The 16,026-nt window shown below is 57.4% G+C and carries 13 protein-coding genes and 1 tRNA gene; 6 read left to right on the forward strand and 8 right to left on the reverse strand.

What is annotated here, in order from left to right:
• The first annotated feature begins 21 nt into the window (after positions 1-21).
• Positions 22-1,356 (forward strand): FAD-dependent oxidoreductase, encoded by a 1,335-nt coding sequence (locus B5F84_RS08250; protein WP_087322704.1) that lies wholly within the window; start codon positions 22-24, stop codon positions 1,354-1,356.
• Positions 1,357-1,653: 297 nt separating this feature from the next.
• A tRNA-Met gene (locus B5F84_RS08255) sits at positions 1,654-1,730 on the forward strand.
• A gap of 276 nt (positions 1,731-2,006) precedes the next feature.
• On the opposite strand, the gene B5F84_RS08260 is transcribed toward B5F84_RS08255, so the two are convergent.
• From B5F84_RS08260 to B5F84_RS08280, 5 genes are all read right to left on the reverse strand, one after another.
• Positions 2,007-3,017, reverse strand: coding sequence for a DUF3644 domain-containing protein (locus B5F84_RS08260; RefSeq protein ID WP_087322707.1), 1,011 nt, complete (start codon positions 3,015-3,017; stop codon positions 2,007-2,009).
• A gap of 139 nt (positions 3,018-3,156) precedes the next feature.
• Positions 3,157-3,696 (reverse strand): hypothetical protein, encoded by a 540-nt coding sequence (locus tag B5F84_RS08265; RefSeq protein ID WP_087322710.1) that lies wholly within the window; start codon positions 3,694-3,696, stop codon positions 3,157-3,159.
• Between the two features lie 30 nt (positions 3,697-3,726).
• On the reverse strand, positions 3,727-4,494 hold the full coding sequence (locus B5F84_RS08270) for a zinc ribbon domain-containing protein (protein WP_087322713.1): 768 nt from the start codon (positions 4,492-4,494) through the stop codon (positions 3,727-3,729).
• Positions 4,494-7,301, reverse strand: a complete 2,808-nt coding sequence (locus tag B5F84_RS08275) for a DNA methyltransferase (protein ID WP_087322716.1) — start codon at positions 7,299-7,301, stop codon at positions 4,494-4,496. The genes B5F84_RS08270 and B5F84_RS08275 overlap by 1 nt, the downstream gene beginning before the upstream one ends.
• Positions 7,301-8,362, reverse strand: a complete 1,062-nt coding sequence (locus B5F84_RS08280) for a hypothetical protein (RefSeq protein WP_143786078.1) — start codon at positions 8,360-8,362, stop codon at positions 7,301-7,303. Before B5F84_RS08280 ends, B5F84_RS08275 begins: the two co-directional genes overlap by 1 nt.
• A gap of 286 nt (positions 8,363-8,648) precedes the next feature.
• Here B5F84_RS08280 and B5F84_RS08285 point away from each other — a divergent pair, with 286 nt between their 5' ends.
• Positions 8,649-8,852 (forward strand): helix-turn-helix domain-containing protein, encoded by a 204-nt coding sequence (locus B5F84_RS08285; protein ID WP_087322722.1) that lies wholly within the window; start codon positions 8,649-8,651, stop codon positions 8,850-8,852.
• Between the two features lie 27 nt (positions 8,853-8,879).
• Entirely contained in the window at positions 8,880-10,076 is a 1,197-nt protein-coding gene (locus B5F84_RS08290; protein ID WP_087322725.1) for a hypothetical protein, read from the forward strand.
• Between the two features lie 174 nt (positions 10,077-10,250).
• Here the strand turns inward: B5F84_RS08290 and B5F84_RS08295 are convergent, their stop codons facing one another.
• Positions 10,251-10,577 (reverse strand): hypothetical protein, encoded by a 327-nt coding sequence (locus tag B5F84_RS08295; protein ID WP_143786079.1) that lies wholly within the window; start codon positions 10,575-10,577, stop codon positions 10,251-10,253.
• Complete coding sequence (locus tag B5F84_RS08300) at positions 10,574-13,114, reverse strand: AAA family ATPase (protein ID WP_239378324.1); 2,541 nt, start codon at positions 13,112-13,114, stop codon at positions 10,574-10,576. The genes B5F84_RS08295 and B5F84_RS08300 overlap by 4 nt, the downstream gene beginning before the upstream one ends.
• Before the next feature lie 161 nt (positions 13,115-13,275).
• Here B5F84_RS08300 and B5F84_RS08305 point away from each other — a divergent pair, with 161 nt between their 5' ends.
• Positions 13,276-13,491 carry a hypothetical protein gene (locus B5F84_RS08305; protein ID WP_087322732.1) on the forward strand — a complete coding sequence of 72 codons (216 nt, stop codon included), beginning with the start codon at positions 13,276-13,278 and terminating at the stop codon, positions 13,489-13,491.
• A gap of 417 nt (positions 13,492-13,908) precedes the next feature.
• A complete protein-coding gene (locus tag B5F84_RS08310) occupies positions 13,909-14,721 on the forward strand; it encodes a TIGR02391 family protein (RefSeq protein WP_087322735.1) in 813 nt (270 codons plus the stop codon).
• Between the two features lie 670 nt (positions 14,722-15,391).
• Here B5F84_RS08310 and B5F84_RS08315 read toward each other — a convergent pair.
• Positions 15,392-15,661 (reverse strand): helix-turn-helix transcriptional regulator, encoded by a 270-nt coding sequence (locus tag B5F84_RS08315; RefSeq protein ID WP_087322738.1) that lies wholly within the window; start codon positions 15,659-15,661, stop codon positions 15,392-15,394.
• Between the last annotated feature and the right edge of the window lie 365 nt (positions 15,662-16,026).

A 16,026-nucleotide genomic window follows, 5' to 3' on the forward strand; every position in this document is an offset into this window, starting at 1 on the left:
TCACGTCTCGAGAGGAGCGTCATGAACGTCGTCATCGTAGGTGCCAACCACGCCGGCATCGCCGCCGCCAACACGCTGCTGGACAACTACCCCGAGGTCAACGTCACCATGGTCGACCGCAACAGCAACCTGAGCTACCTGGGATGCGGCACGGCGCTGTGGGTGGGCCGCCAGATCGACTCCTACCAGAAGCTCTTCTACACCAACAAGGAGGCCTTCGAGGCCAAGGGCGCCACGATCCACATGGAGACGAGCGTCACCGGCATCGACTTTGCCGGCCACGTGGTCCACTGCGCCGGGGCGGACGGGTCCGTCTTCGACGTCTCCTACGACAAGCTGATCCTGGCCACGGGCTCGCTGCCCATCTCTCCCAAGCTTCCGGGCGCCGATCTCGAGGGCATCAGCTTCCTCAAGCTCTTCCAGGAGGGCCAGGAGGTGGACCGCCAGGTCTCCGACGAGTCCGTGCGCTCCATCGCCGTGATCGGCGCCGGCTACATTGGCGTGGAGATCGCCGAGGCCGCCAAGCGTCGCGGCAAGGAGGTGCGCCTCTTTGACATCGCGCCCACCTCGCTTGCGAGCTACTACGACCCCGAGTTCGCGCACCTCATGGACGAGCGCCTGGCCGAGGGCGGCGTCGAGTGCCACTTCGGCGAGGCCGTCACTGCCTACGAGGGCGACGAGGCCGGCCACGTGCGCGCCGTCACCACCTCCTCGGGCAGCTACCCGGCCGATCTTGTGGTGAACGCCATCGGCTTCGTACCCAACGTGGAGCTCGGTCGCGAGCACCTGGAGCTCGGCGCCAAGGGCGCCTACCGCGTGGACTCCCACCAGCGGACGAGCGACCCAGACGTCTATGCCATCGGCGACTGCGCGACGATCTGGTCCAACGCGCTGCGCGAGGAGACCTACATCGCCCTTGCCACCAATGCCGTGCGCACGGGAATCGTGGCCGGCCACAACGTGGGCGGCACCCCGCTCGAGGGGATCGGGGTCCAGGGCTCCAACGCCATCTCCGTCTTTGGGCTCAACCTCTGCTCCACCGGCCTCTCCGTGGCGGCGGCCGAGCGCGCCGGGATGGACGTTGCCTTCTCCGACTTCGCCGACCTCCAGCGCCCGGGCTTCATGCGCGAGAACGCCGAGGTGAAGATCCGCATCGTCTACGAGAAGGACAGCCGTCGCGTGGTGGGCGCCCAGCTCGCGAGCACCATGGACGTGTCCATGGCCATCCACATGTTCTCGCTCGCCATCGAGGAGGGCGTGAGCATCGACCGGCTCAAGCTGCTCGACATCTTCTTCCTGCCGCACTTCAACCAGCCGTACAACTACATCACTATGTGCGCCCTCGGCGCGAAGTAGGGAGGAGCGCGCCGCGTGGCACGGCGCCGGGCTGGGGCCAGGGCGTGCTCCAGCCCGGCCGCCGGCCCCGCGGCTTTGTTTTGCGCGCTTAGCATACACAAATTTGGTTGCAATCCACATATCCGCAGTTGGCGAGAAGAACCGCGTCCAAAAATGTATGCTATTCGCTGAGGCCGAGCCCGTCGGCCCCGCGTCCCCGGCCACCCTTCTGTGGAGAACTCTTCACAATCGAGAAAAACCTTGCGTTCCGTGGCATGGGTGCGTATAGTTATTTCCTGCACACAAGGTGCACCGCATTGCGGGGTGGAGCAGTCTGGTAGCTCGTCGGGCTCATAACCCGAAGGTCGTAGGTTCAAATCCTGCCCCCGCGACCATAAACTTGCAGCCCGGAGGTCATGTGGCCTCCGGGTTTTTTGTTTCGGGTCCTACGCTGGTACTACGTTGGTACTACCGATTATGTACCTCAATTTGGGAGCAGCTCCTCCAATCGAGGTCAGCGATTCGTTGACATTTAGGTCAGTGTTTGGCAGCGGGCGAACGTGGTAGAATCAATCTAAGAAGCCGACTTGGGTGGAACAAAGCTGGGTCCCCGAATGGGGGTAGGCGTCTCTGGACTGCTTAGAATTCCCTTGCTCCTGGGGTCGGCTTTCTTACTGACTAGAGTTTTTCCTTACCTTCCTCTTTGCGAGTTCCCCGCGCATTCCGTCGATAACGTGTTCGGGATCACGTCGGATTTCCTGCAACATAAGGTCGATAGCTTGCTGCGAGTATCCCCAGCTGGGCTGTTCTCCACCAAGCGAGAGATTGTACGAGTAGGCGTCGTTCCCTTTCATATTGTAGAAATCCACAAACACGTTGAAATGAAAGACATTGAATTCCTTCGGCTCGCCCTTAACTCTGAGGATAACACCCTCCTTGTTGAGCTTGCGTCGAATGAAGTCGGCCCCGCGCTTTGCACGATAGGTGTACTTGTTGATGGGGTCGGTGAGCGAATGCAGTATTGAGACGGCGGTATCCGAGTCGCTTGCAATCCGAACAGGGATGCCCTCACCCTTCTTCTTCGTGAGACGAAACTCGGTAGCGTATCCGATTCCGAAACCTTCAGGCCTGCTCGCGACTATCGAGGAGCCAAGCTCCAGCATCTTCTCCACCACCTCACGCGGATAGCGAGCCTTTATAACGTCGAAATCAACGTCTCCGCGTCTCACGGACAGAGCAAGGTAGTTCTCAGGTATCCGGTCGCTAATTTCGATTCCATGCAACTCGCGCAGCTTCTCCTCGTAGAACTTCACACACTCTTGCAGGATTGGACCGTAGAACAGCTCATACTCATCAGTCACAAAATGCGTGCTCGTGTTACGGAGCTCACAAACCACATCCATATTTAGGCGGAGCGGATCGTTTTCGTTGGTGAATACCTTCTTGAGACAGTCGGAGAGCGAAAGGGTCCGGTCGCTGCCTGGGTAGTAGACAGACTCGTAGCCAATCTGACGGATAATATGCGCCTTGAGCATGAGCTCCCATGCGTTACAGAGGAAGAAACAGCAACCTTCGGCGTGATATCGAATGGTCGGTCGATTGTAGAGTTCAATGGCAAGAAGAAAGGCTTCCTGAGACTTATCAAGGAGACGTTCATAGGTAGCAGATTCGACTTCATTCATGCTGTCCCCACAATTCTGCCTTCTCGGCGTAGAGCGTAAAGTGGTATGGGTGACGACGCTCTCTCCATCATCTCAATGAACCATCTCATGGACCTTTCGGCTATCTGGCCCAAATGAACTCTCGTTCCAGTATAACCGCCTATATATTGCCCCCTATATCCTTAGCAGCATCGGCGATTCCGCGCACATCCTGAGCGCTGGGCAGCTTCACGTTGACCCCGAGCACGGTGGCGGCAATGGCAGCAATGCCAAGCACAACTCCTCCGCCGATTTTAAGCACGTTGAAAATGAAGTCCTTGTTCCTCTTGTCGACCTCCGCAACGAGCTTGGCAAGCTCCACCATTCGGTCGGCAGTCCTCTCTCGCTCCTCCTCACTCACGTCCTCGCGATTCAGCAAGCTGCTCAGGCTGTTAATCGCCGCGTTTATCGAGGCTATAGTCTCCCGAGAGACCTTCCCACCCTCCTCCAACGCCTTTCCGACGTTCTCCTTCCAATTCCTCGCGGAGTCTAGGAGGATGTTGGCGAACTGGGGATACTGCTCGAGGACCGCCTTCGCAACCGAAGGGTCAACTCGGTCGAGCATGGAAACGAGCTGGACCGCCTTCTCCTTGGTCATATGCCTGAAGTCCGGGATGTCAAGCATCTTGAGCGCCTTGCGCTCGTCAATCGTTCTGGACATTTCTTCTCCTTGCCACAGATAAGAGCTTCGCTACACCAGCATGCCAACAAGGGCGAGGACAGCAATGACGAACCCCATCAAGAGTAATAGAAAGGCGTTGCGGGCCTTCTCGTCACTCATGACGGATTGTCCGGAGTTGTCCCTACGGCTCCTCTTCGCGTTATCCCTCTCGCCATCCTTTAGCGGACGTCCACACTCCGGACAAACAGGCAGGTCCGCTTGGACAAGGACCCCGCAGCTTGGACAGGGCACGAATTCGATGGGAGGCTCTTCGGGTGCAGGCTCTTGCCGCGCGACCCTTCCAACTTTAGAGATGATGGCGGAACTAATCCTGTCCCCTACGACCTTAGGAATAACCGAGTCGTCGTTCTCGCTTGTAATCCAGTAGGAGCCCGTAAGACGCCCCCAGTCGTTGAAGTCGAGCCGGAACGTCCACTCGGTCAGCTTGCTCTGCGACCTAACCACGCCTGTTACGGTGGAGCCTGTGCACGAGATGGAGATCAGTCTCTTGATGCCCTTCCTTGATTCGGCGACTATTCGCGAGAACTCCTCCCTGCTCAGGTCGTCATAGAACCGGAACGCGGTTCTTTTCCTGAGCGCGTTTCTCTTTCGACGCTCCTCAAGCTCTCGGAGCCAGGCCTCATGCTCCTCCCTATCCCTTCGCAGCTCCTCTTCGATTCTCCTACGAGTCCTCTCTGCTTCTTCGTTTTCCTCGCGTCGGGCCCTCCTTGTCTTCCGCACAGAGTTGGCCATCGCGCCCAAGAAAACCGCCGATGCCACATAGGATAGGAAGCCCATTAGGCTATATCACCACCAGCCGTCTTATCGGCATAGAGCTTGAAGAGGTGCTCAATGATTTTCTCTTCATCGCGCGAGAAATCGACCCCATACGCCCGTTCAACGGAGGCATCGAGCAGCATATGTGCACCAATTAGACTTGGGAACATGAACTCGTTCTTAGGGTCATACATTTGCGCAAGGGTGGCATAGGAGTGTTTCGCCCTTTCGTCGAGTACCCTTTGGGCAGCATGAACAACCAGCTCTCTCTCGTGCTGACCACACTCGGGCCAGACGAAGCAGTTGTATACGATTTCCTTGGAGTAGCGATAGCGACTCTCCAAACGACCCGCCACCGCCCTCATCCAAGCATTGTGGAACTGGGACTGGAGGACGCCAAACATGAATAGGTCAGCGTTCGGTATTACGAATGCTGCATTACTCGCAACGACCGTTTTGTCCATATAGCCGATTGGGATATAGCTCCTTCGCTCCGAGGATGTCATTGGTATAAGAAGGAAGTCACACCCCTGTTTTTGGGGTCTCTGAGCGAAGAGTGCCGGGGTCTTTGCATATCCGTTGGTCGTCTTCGCCTTGGATGCCATACGGAATTCAAATACATTACGGACGCGCTCGGAAAGCACCTTGCTCGCGGCTATATCAGCCGTCGACGCGCCCTCAAGCCAGAGACAGTACCGCTTCTTCCCCTTGATAAACTCATCCGACCCGACGTAGGGGCGAATCCAGCGTTCAAGAGAAGGCTCGAGGCTCAGAACCTCGTCCCTCTCTTCGGCTGAAAGGATGAGGTTGCCTCCGTCGCGCGGCTGGTTTCCGTTCGCCATTTCTGGGACGCTGGAGATAGGCTTCTTTCGGTCCATAACGAAGACGTCGGGAGCGGGCATCAGGTAGGGGTTAATGTGCCTAACCTTCTGCGGCTCTATTCCCTCCTCAAAGAGGGTCTTCTGGCCCGTTGAATTCCCCTTCTTTGAGAAGCCGACTATCACACAGTGGACGTGAGCCTTCTCAGCCGCCTCATTGTCCCAGACGAACGTTCTCCATGCGAAGTCAATCTGAGCGCCGCGCACCTCAATGAGATAGTGCCAGAGGTCACCGACCTCCGCCCCCTGACAAATCGAGTTGGTTGACACCAGCGCAGCTCTGAGCTGTCGAGAGCCATCCATGAGGTCGAGGGCCTTGATATACCAACCAGTCACATAATCGAGGTCGTGGGCATTCCGCACATCTTTCGCAAGGACCTTTATTTCCGCCTTCTGTGCCTTGTCCATATTTCTTGCCCCGAGGAACGGCGGATTGCCCACGAGATAGGTGAGGTCTTCTGGGAACACCTCGGCCCAGTCCGTTGTGAGAGCATTCCCCTCCACGAGGTTCGAGAGGCTTTTCAGCGGGAGGAAGTCGAAGTCGTAGTGGGGCAGTATCTCCTGAGTCTTGCGGAGCATCTGCTCCTCGGTAATCCAGAGCGCCGTCTTGGCAACCGAAACTGCGAAGTCGTTTATCTCGATACCATAGAACTGGTCGAGAGACACCCTGACCGGGTTGTCCATCGCGGCGAAGAGCGCGGTCTGGTCTCCCAGCTCGTCCTCAATGATGCGGTTCTCTATGGTCCTGAGCTGGCGGTACGCCTCGGTGAGGAAGTTCCCCGAGCCACAAGCCGGGTCGCCTATGGTAATGCCCGCAATCTTGTTATGGAGGCGGTCGAGCAGCTGTCTGCGCTTCGCTGCGCTCCTCTCCCCCTCCGCCGCGTGGAGCTCGTCCCAGAGGGCGTCAAGAAACAGGGGCTTAAGGCACCTGTCTATATTCTCGACGCTCGTGTAGTGCATTCCCCCCGCATGACGGGTCTCCGGGTTGAGCGTTCCCTCGAAGACGGCACCGAAGATAACACCCGAAATATCCTTCCAATCGAAGCCCTCGGAGGCGTCAGCGATGACCGCCGCGATCTCCTCGGTCATCTGGGGAACGACAATCGACGAGTCGGAGAATAGCCCGCCGTTGATGTAGGGGAAGGCGGAAAGGTCCTCGTCGAGGTATTCGTCTCGCCGGTCGTATGGCGTGTCCACGACCTCGAAAAGCTCAACGAGCTTGCCGCGCAGCTTCCTCGGGTCCCCTTGGCAGTATCGCCCGAACGCCCGATGGGACTGGAGGAGCCCCGCGTCCTCGGCGTAGAGCATGAATATGACGCGGGTAATAAGGACGTTGAGCGACCTCTGCTCCTCGGCGTCCGTGTCGATGTGGTGATACTGCTTCGCCAGCGCGTCGTACAGCTTGGAAACGTAGGTGCCCGCCTCGACGGAGAGCTGCTGCTCCTTGTGGAGACGGCTCGTCTCCTGAGAGGTGAGAAACGACAGTAGGTACGCATGGTTCGGAAGCTCGTCGAGGGAGAACTCCTGAAACCCCTCCTCAGGGCGCTCGTCATCTAGGTCGTAGAGGCGGAACGTCTCGAAGTTGCACGTCATGACCCAGCGGGGGCGCTCCGAGTACGGAAGGTTCTGGGCGTACCACATCGCCTGCTGGAAGGGCGTCACGAAGGTCTTGTTCCTGAGCTCTGGTTCGTCGAGGTTCACCCCCACGGACTTCTGCTCACAGAGAAAATGGTGGTCGCTCACGAATACGTCGATGCGACGTCCCCTCACCTTGCGCTCGAAGTCCACGAACCCCGCAATCTCGCCCGACGGGATTCCGAGGACGCTCTCCAAGAGGTCAATCCAGAACTTCTGGGTGTCCTGCTGCTCGTTGCTCTTCCCCTCGGGGACGGCGGCGATGATGCTCTTCCAACGCTCGACGAACGCCTTTGCCTCAGCAGTTCGTTCCATCACGCCTCCTCCGTGCCGCTACCCAACAGCCCATGTCGTCTCTTCCATGTGGTTCGGCAGGCATCGCTACAGAATCTTCGGGAAGGCCCTTGGTTCGTTGAGAAGACGGTCCTCTGGCAGTTCTCGCAAGTTGACAGGTAGTGCGAGGGGTGGTCTCGAACCAGCCCCCATAGTGCGGTAGGAAGGTCATAGGAGCAAACCGAGACCTCCTCCATCATCTTGCCGCTGTACGAGAGGTGGGGTCTGTAGAGCTGAGAGTCGAGGGCGTTCAAGAGCACGTCCGCGAGCTCCCCCTGCCCAACGCCCTCCCTGTTCTCGATGACGAGGTACATCCACTTTGCCTCTTTCGGCCTGTTTTTACGTGGCTTGAAAGGGCCACGGGCGGCCTCCGCCTGTGACCCCGTTGCAAACTTAATAACGTTACAGCCTCGCAAGACTCCTATTGACGCACCAAAAAGCCCCATCCTGACTTCGGCAATGCGCCCATAAAGGGGGCACGTTGCGTCGGCGTTATAAGCGAGGTCGTTTCCCGTCACGCTGCCAGGTCGGAAAAACGGATTGAACATCACGGGAATGGCATAACCGGGCGAGTCGATTACCAGTTTCGAGCTAAAGGTCCTTCTCCCCACTCTAGAGAAGCCGGCGTCCTCGAGAAGGGTGCCGGAGCTCCTGGCCTCCTCTCTCAGAAGCGCGCCAACTCTCAGAGTGACTGAAAGCAGGTTCCTCAGAAGTACCCAGTCCTGCAGAGGCTCAACGATAAGGGGCGCCCTTCCCTCGCCGCTTGAGACGTTAGGGTACTTCGAGCAGAAGTCTCGATTCTCCACCGCTCGCGAAACGGCAAGACGGGCAGTGTTGCCAGACCGCTCAAACGCCCATGGGTCATCATCCGACCGCTTCGCGTAGGGGTCGAAGAAACACTCTGCCAAGAGATCGTCAGGGGAGCTGACGAGCGCGCGAAAGTCGTTCCTATCCAAGGTGCGCAAGCGGAGACTATTGCCCCTGAGAAACATGGGCCCCAGCTGCTCCGCTGCGTCAGCCAAGGACTCGACGTTCTTCGCCATGAGCAGATCATTCACCGAGTTGATTGACGGGTTGCACGGAGAGTCGGGCATGCCCGCACTCGGCGCCACTCGAACAAACGAGTGCATCCCAGACCTCTGGTCCTTTGCAATGTAGAGGCCTTTTTGCGGACCGCCCATTCTGCCCCCCGTCTGCATGAAGAATAAACGTACAGCTTTCTCAGATAGAATACCTGATTTTCTTGACTCGTTTGCCCTGATGCTGATATAGTCAGATTTGTTCAGGCTTTAGGCGGATTAACCCTATGCTTTTTGAAGGGAGACGGGGATGGACGCAAAGACGATGGGCACGCCAAGCGGCACTAAGGGCATCCGGCCGTGGAGGACCCACGAGGCGGCAAAGTGGTGCGGGATGAGCGAGCGCAGGCTCCTCGAGTTCGCGCGCGAGGGAGTCATTCCCGCGCGCAAGATCGGCGGGGTTTGGTACTTTTCTCCCCAGAGGCTCGCCGCCTTCTTCGACGTCTCCCTCTAGCGCACAAGTGCGATTTGGGTTATTCCAATGCCATCCGACTATCAGGGCATACTTGACGACGTGGAGATTGAGGAGGAGCCCGGCTCCTTCATGCCCGTACTCACGCCCGAGATGAGCGACTGGCTGTTCGATGCCTCAGTCTCACTCGGCAACGCCTTCGGGGGAGGGCGCATCAAAAGGAAGACGTATCGGACAATCCAGAAGATCGTCAACGCGGTCGCGCTCTTCACGCCCAGTGACATCGTCCTGTCGGACGGCAGGCAGCGTGCCACCTTCTCATATCGCCAGATGGCCGCCGCCATCGGGCTCAGCCCCAAATCCACACGTACCGTTCAACAGGTACTGCGGGTCCTTTGCCTCGAGACCAAAAGCACGGACGCGGCAACGTACCGTAAGGCATACAAGCTGCTGTACGAGGAGCGAGGTGGAAGACCCCTGCTCTCTTCCCGCTTCAGGAGCGATTCACGGAAGCTCGCCTCGGCTTGGAAACTCTGCGGCATTCGTCCGAGGGCCTGCGCTCCCGTGGAACGGAGTACCGTTGCGCCGCGAGAGCCCCATCCAACCGTGCCCCAAACGCGCCCAACCGTTGTTACAGGCGAAGAAATCGTAGCCAAAAGCGCCTCGACCGTAGTCGACCCCGTAGACATCGACCCCACTACGGTTGCCGGTCGAAGCCCAGGCCTTAATGCGGCTAACGAGGCTGCCACCAGCGACTTCGAGGCCCGCCATCGCCCAAATGCCGAAGGAACCGTAGTCGATTCTTCCGAGTCAGACGGTCCCGTAGCGACCACGCTTAACACTAGTTCCCTTATTGCTCACTCCTCCGAAGACCCCGAGGGCTGGTTCTCCAGGCTAACCCGTCTCTTCCAGTACCCTCCCGGCAGGAGGGAGGCTGACACGAGAGAGGCCTTCAATAGGCTTACGGGCATGGGTTATTCGCCAAGGGCCCTCTACGACGGGGCCGCGGCCTACGTGACGAGGACTCCCAAGAGCGAGCAAATGCGGTTTCCGCTCAAGTTCCTTGAGGATGTCAGCCTCGTCCGCAGCTGGTGCAAGGCCCCGCCCAGGACCCTTGATCCATCCAGGCTTTGCAAGGTGGAGTCGCACTGGGCATACTCCTTCAAGGCCGGGCTAGAGTTTGTTGTATGCCCTCCTACCGCGACCAGGGAGGAAGCTTTTGACGCCGTCCGTCGCATGGTCGCCGAGTACGGCAGGGAGCCCTGATGAAACGGGAGGGGTCGAAAGCCCATCGCCCCGATTGGCGGCAGCGCGCCACCTCAATCCGTGGGGACTGTCATCCTCGCACGGTGACGGCCCGCGTGAAGTCCCCGATAGGCTCATGAGCTACCCCACGAAGAGCATCCAGCGTCCACCAATATGAGGCTGTAGGGCCTCTGTTTACTCACTTCCCTGTCTCAGATATTCAATGAACTCTTTAATCGATTCCTCTCGCTTCTCCGCCGTAAGCGCTCGGCTCTCGCTGAGTTTATCTTTTCTTCTCTTCAAGAAGGCAGAGATAAAATCAGAGTACCTTTCTGCCTTGGCCCTATTATTGCCATCTAGCGTTTCGTCGACCTCAAAGTCAGACTCATCAATCTGGACCCTCTCATCTGGCGATGTCAGCCAAAGGAGAAGGTCCGCGTATTGATCGGAGGCGGATAGGTCGAAGGATTCCCCCTCTTCCAGTTGCACTATGACCTTTCCGTCAGTTCCGCACGTTATCATGAGTGATCACCCACCTGGAAATTGTACTTGTTCAAACGCATCTTCAGATACCGCTCTCCACCGTCTAGCACATCGGCTATTGATTGCTTGATTGACTTCTCGTTCATCGGGCCGGAAACGTAGCTGATGCCGTTGTCGTCATTGTTGCAGACGATAACAGTGCGAGCGTCCCCGTTCACTATGACCGGCGCGGAGTGGCTGACTACGAAGAACTGCACATTAAGTTTGAGCTGCTTCAGACGGTCGATGAGAAAATCTTTGATAGTTGCCACATCGAGGTTGTCCTCCGGCTGATCAATGATAACGTACGCCCATCTCCCAGATGCGACGCTGTCGTTCAGGAAGAGCTTCAACAGCGCTTGCGCCTTCGTTCCCGGCGACATGTCATCTATAGGTTTCTCATCGATTTTTATCTGGGTTTTTAGGCACCCCGCAGCGCATATCGTTGTTTTGGCTAATTCGAAGTACTTCTTGTAATGAGACCCCAGATCCCTCGAGGAGCACGATTTAAATTTCCTCCCATCGAATAGCCTGTGCATGCGTCTTCTGTCCGCTTGGCGCAGGAAGGCTTCGGCCAAGGCCTGCAGGTCCTTGCTGGACGATGCCCCCAGCAGGTTCGCGCGCTTGTCATCGTACGTCGAGTCGTCTTCGTAAAAGAGGGAGACCTCGATCGGCTCGTCGCCGTTCTGCAGCGGCACCGGATCAATCGGCTTGTGCATACGCTCGTATGCCGTTTGCGCTTCCTCATCTACGTGCTTCAATGAAATGCGGAGCGAGAGCAGGTCGTCTAGGAATGTAGCGGTAGCTTTAGTTTGTTTCTGGTATTGGGCAAGCATTGTGGAGCCACTCGCGTTGTTAGCTGTATTCAATGTTTCAGAGAACAAGGATACGAGCTCTTCGCGACGCGAAAACCAAGATGGGTCAACTTTCCCCAACCCGTCCGAGAATCTCTCGATTCGCTTGATGACTGCTTCCACGTCATTTTGGATGGCACGCGTCTCCGCTTCAAGCGCTTCAAATAGCGTGTTGTCCTCGGGGTAGGAAGCATTGAACTCGATAGAGCCGATGGCTTCCGATGCGGCTTTGAGCTTGTCATCTATAACGTTAAGCGAATCCTTGGCTTTTGCTACCTGCGACGCATCCCCTGCGGGCAGCGGCGGCTCTTCTATCGTGATGCCCGAAGGCACCGCAGCGTCGAGGTGATTGATGCGCTGTAGACCGCTGGGATATTTCGCACAAAATGCCTCGAGCAGCCGTTCTCCAAGATTCAGCCAAGTTTCCAGCCTGTCCGCAGCTTCTCCTGAACCTTTCTTCGCTCTCTCTTTCAATGGGGAAATATGCTCGTCCAGAAAGGGTATCTGTTCGTACTTCCCACTCCTGTAGATCTCCTCAAGCTCCCCTTGGCCGAGGTAAAGGCACTTAGGGCGATTGCTTGTTGAAACGCCGTCCTGCATCTTGAACTTCACGCTGTCCGCATCTACGAACCTCGAGTAAGTATCGACTCCCTTATTCGCGAGGAGGCATGCAAGCATCGATTTCCCGCTACCCCTTGACCCTACGATGCCGTTATAGCCCGGCGAGAAATAAAGCGTGACCGGACGGTCGTCGTCCGTAGTGCCGTTAACACGGGTATTGAAGGACACTGACTCCAGAAAAGACCCAGTATTTGTCTGCGGCAGCTCCGGATATTCGTCCGACGTCTTGATACGGCTTTCGGGGTCGCTGATAGCGAGCAGCAGCGATTCAAGGTCGCCGTCAAAGTCTATCCATGTGAAGCGAGAGCCGATCTCCTCAGTCGTCTTGGCGTCGCTGAAAAATAGCGCCGCGACCGTAGTCTCAAGCTCTTCAGCCATCCCAGTCGAAATGCTTTTTCTGCTTTTAGAGCCGCCTTCAACCGCCATGGCGTGACTGTAGTAGAAAAGACGATCTTTGTAGTCGAGATTCGCCTGGCAGTTGTTCGGGAGGTAGGAGGACAGGCTCCTGTCCTTGTTCTCGTGGGGAATGAAGAAATGAGGTATTGCGGCGGCCTCTTTCTGGAACTCTTCGAGGAAGATTGCCTTGCCCTCGGTCATCTTAGAGAAAGACTTCGGCGATTGCGGCTGAATGGCCGGTTTGCCGTCGCTAGGTGCACCCTTCTCGGCGAGCAGGCGTTTCTCGAATAGGTGGGTGACCACCTGCGCCATTGCCTCTGCATCCTCCATCGAGAACCAGACTATGGCATGGAAGTACTCGCCTTTCGAACCCTTTCCTAGCGTTAGGTTATATTGCTTTATTGTGTCGGGATGGAGCTTGACGTTTAGCTCAACCCCGCCAATCAACGTTTTGTTCTCTTTCGCCAGCACGCCCTGCAGCTCCGACAGCAGCTTGACATCCACGCTGTTGTGGTCCGTTACGGCAACCACATCGAGGTCACCGCCTGTCAAGGCGTCAAAGAACTCGGACTTTTCGTAGTCCCTGCTGTAGCAGGAACTCGAGTGAATGTGCATGTCACATTTTTTGAATGTGCCTGCAGACAGCCTCTTCGTCGTTTCAACCACGACCTTCTGTAGCAGAACGCAACGCTTTGTCACATTAATTCTCTCATTGGGGAACATTGCCCGCAACAAACGCTGACGCGCAACACATCTTGTAACGAGCTAGTGGTCCGTTATCCACCTGATAAGTGCCGGCTTTTCCCACCATACGGAAAGGGCGGGCCATGAGCGATATGCAAGACAAGGTAAAACTGACCAGCGGGGACACGGCACAGGAGCCGCAGAGCACATTGGAGCGGATGAGCGTTGGCGTAAGCACAGCTGTAGACGGTATGGGCGACGCGTTGATTGTCCTTACCGCTGATGAGGACAACACTGGACGCACGCAACAGAAAGTAAGGGACATCGGCTCGATATTTCGTAATCGAAATATCCTCTGAAATCTACCATCACGCTGCGAGGGACGATGCCCTCTTGTATGAAGCCAGCCGGGCCACCAAGTTACCAGCACTCCCCGCATTATGTGGCGGAGCTATAGTCCACTCATTTGCGGTTGTCTTACCGCAACTTCCTCATAGTGAAATCCCTGGTTTCGTCCATCTCCCTCAGTTACATTAGGGACAACTATGTCCTAGCGGTAGCCACAGTCAACCTGGCACAACAGAATGCTTGACGCACATGCCCCCGAGGGCAGACAAGCACGGCCACCCTTACCCACTGGAGAACGCCTTCGTCTGTTACAACACGAGAGACCACCCCATCACCCGCGAAAACGATATTAGGGCATCGGACAGCTAGGATAATCTCCTGGAGGAGGAGGCGCAGCCCCCCAGCACCTGACGAGAGAGGAAAGCGCTGTGTCCAAGGCACCCGCACTGACCGTAGCCCAGGCGGAGCAGATCTGCAGGGTTATCGGCGATACGCACAACGGCCTCACCGGATCCGAGATCGGCAGAATGCTCGCCGAGCTAGGGATTGCAGACGTGGACCCGGCCAATACGAAATGGAAGAGGCTGTACAATGCGCTCGCCAGCAGGACGAACGGCGCCAGAAATACCAATGCCGTGTACGACCTTATATTTTATTGCTTCAACCCCGCCCGGGGCATCAACGACGGCGCGCGATACAGGTGGATGATGGACGAGGTGAATCGGATCCTCATGCTCTCCGGTATCGAGGTGCGTGACGACGGAAAGCTCCATAAGGTTCAGGCGGCAGAGACGCTAGATGAGATTGAGCGCCGAACCAGAAGTCTCAGGAACGCACTCATTGGGGCCGGCGCTCATCCCGAGGTCATGAAGTGCTGCCAAAAGGAGCTCCTCGTTGACGACTACTTCCATGCCGTCCATGAGGCAGCTAAGGGACTCTGCGACCGAGTGAGAGAAATGTCCGGGCTAAGCCTCGACGGAACGAGGCTGTTTGACGCGGCACTGAGCGTCAAGGATCCCTACATCGCTTTGACCACCTTGCAGACCGAATCTGAACGCAACCAGCAGAATGGCCTCAGGGAGCTGCTCAACGGCGTGATACATCTGGTTCGCAACCCGACGGCACACCAGCTTAGAATCCATTGGAACGTCAACGAAACGGACGCCGTCGAGGTTCTCGGTCTGATCTCCTATCTTCACAAGCTGCTCGATAACTGCGCCGTTGTACCGCGACTCTCCTAGAGCGCCTTCGCATCACAGGAGTCCCTCTATCGATAATCCTCGCACGCTGTCTGCGCAGACAGCGTGCGGACATTTCTTTTCGGCCACGCTGCGTGGAGGGGCATCTTCGAAGGGAAATGAGTCCAGCATGTGCGTGACAGGAGCGAGCTCAACGGCGGCCCACCCCACGGGAAGAAATGATTGTCGTCACCCAGCCCGGCAAGAAATGCCATCGGCCCAGATACCGAACACCAAGCAGACCGAGGAACGCCTCAACAGCCTCGCACTTCAAAGCGAGGGCATGGCCTTGTCCCACACGGTGCCCGCAATCCCCAGGGAGGACGGCAACCGAAACGATTGCCGACCGCGTTAAACAAGAGGAGTGCCGCTGCCGCAGGAATCGCGAGGAGCGGGTCTCACGACGCTCCCTTCAATCTCGTAGAGGCCGATGCGCGCGACAGAGACCAGCCAATCGAGGCGGAGCCTATAGCGCCGTTGACGGGACCGTTGTAGCCGGATGAGGGCAGGGGAACGATAGGTAACATCTCATGCTTTTCAAAAGAGGATGGCTCTGCACCCCTCCCCCTCAGAAAGCCCTCGCAACGACGTCTTTGCCCGAAAGCTTGATGACAACACCCCCTCCATCAGTGACAAACAGATTGCTTCCCATGACAGCGCGACGGCAAATCTACTAGAGGGCCGCTCCGTCAGCCTCGGATGGCTGCAGAGGCTTCCCGCCAAACAGCTCCGAGTCGAAGAACTCCCTGAGCGAGACCCCGAGGCCGCGCGCGATGCGGTCGACGTTCTCGATGGAGACGTTCCGCCTGCCGACCTCGACCTCCGCGAGGTAGGTGCGCGACATCTCGATGGAGTAGGCGAAGGACTCCTGGCTCACGCCCAGCTCCCCCCTCAGCTCCTTTATGCGCAGGCCCACCCTCATGGGGGCGTTTAGCTCAGTCATCGGCACCCCTCGCTCTCGAGCACCAATGTTTTGGCTTCGACCTATATGAGTCACCCCTATATAAGTGACAATATGAGATAGACTAGGGGTACGGGGACACGGTCTCGTCAAGGAGGTCGCACATGGGCGCTTCGAGGGGGTACATCCCGCGCACCTTCCTGCGGAAGCTCGGCGCGGACGGGGCTCGCCCGGCGTGGTTCGTACTGTTCCTCGCCGCGGCGGCGACGGCCGCGGCCTGGGCGGGGGCGCTCGTGCTGCTGTGTTTAGTCAAGTCTCACTTGCGGAAAAGAGCGCGCCCTTCTTTCGGGTTTCAGCACGCAAGTTTTTCGGTTTCCGGCGCCGGCACGCCCCTAGCTTCCTGACTT

Source organism: Olsenella sp. An290, assembly GCF_002159535.1.
GTDB lineage: Bacteria > Actinomycetota > Coriobacteriia > Coriobacteriales > Atopobiaceae > Thermophilibacter.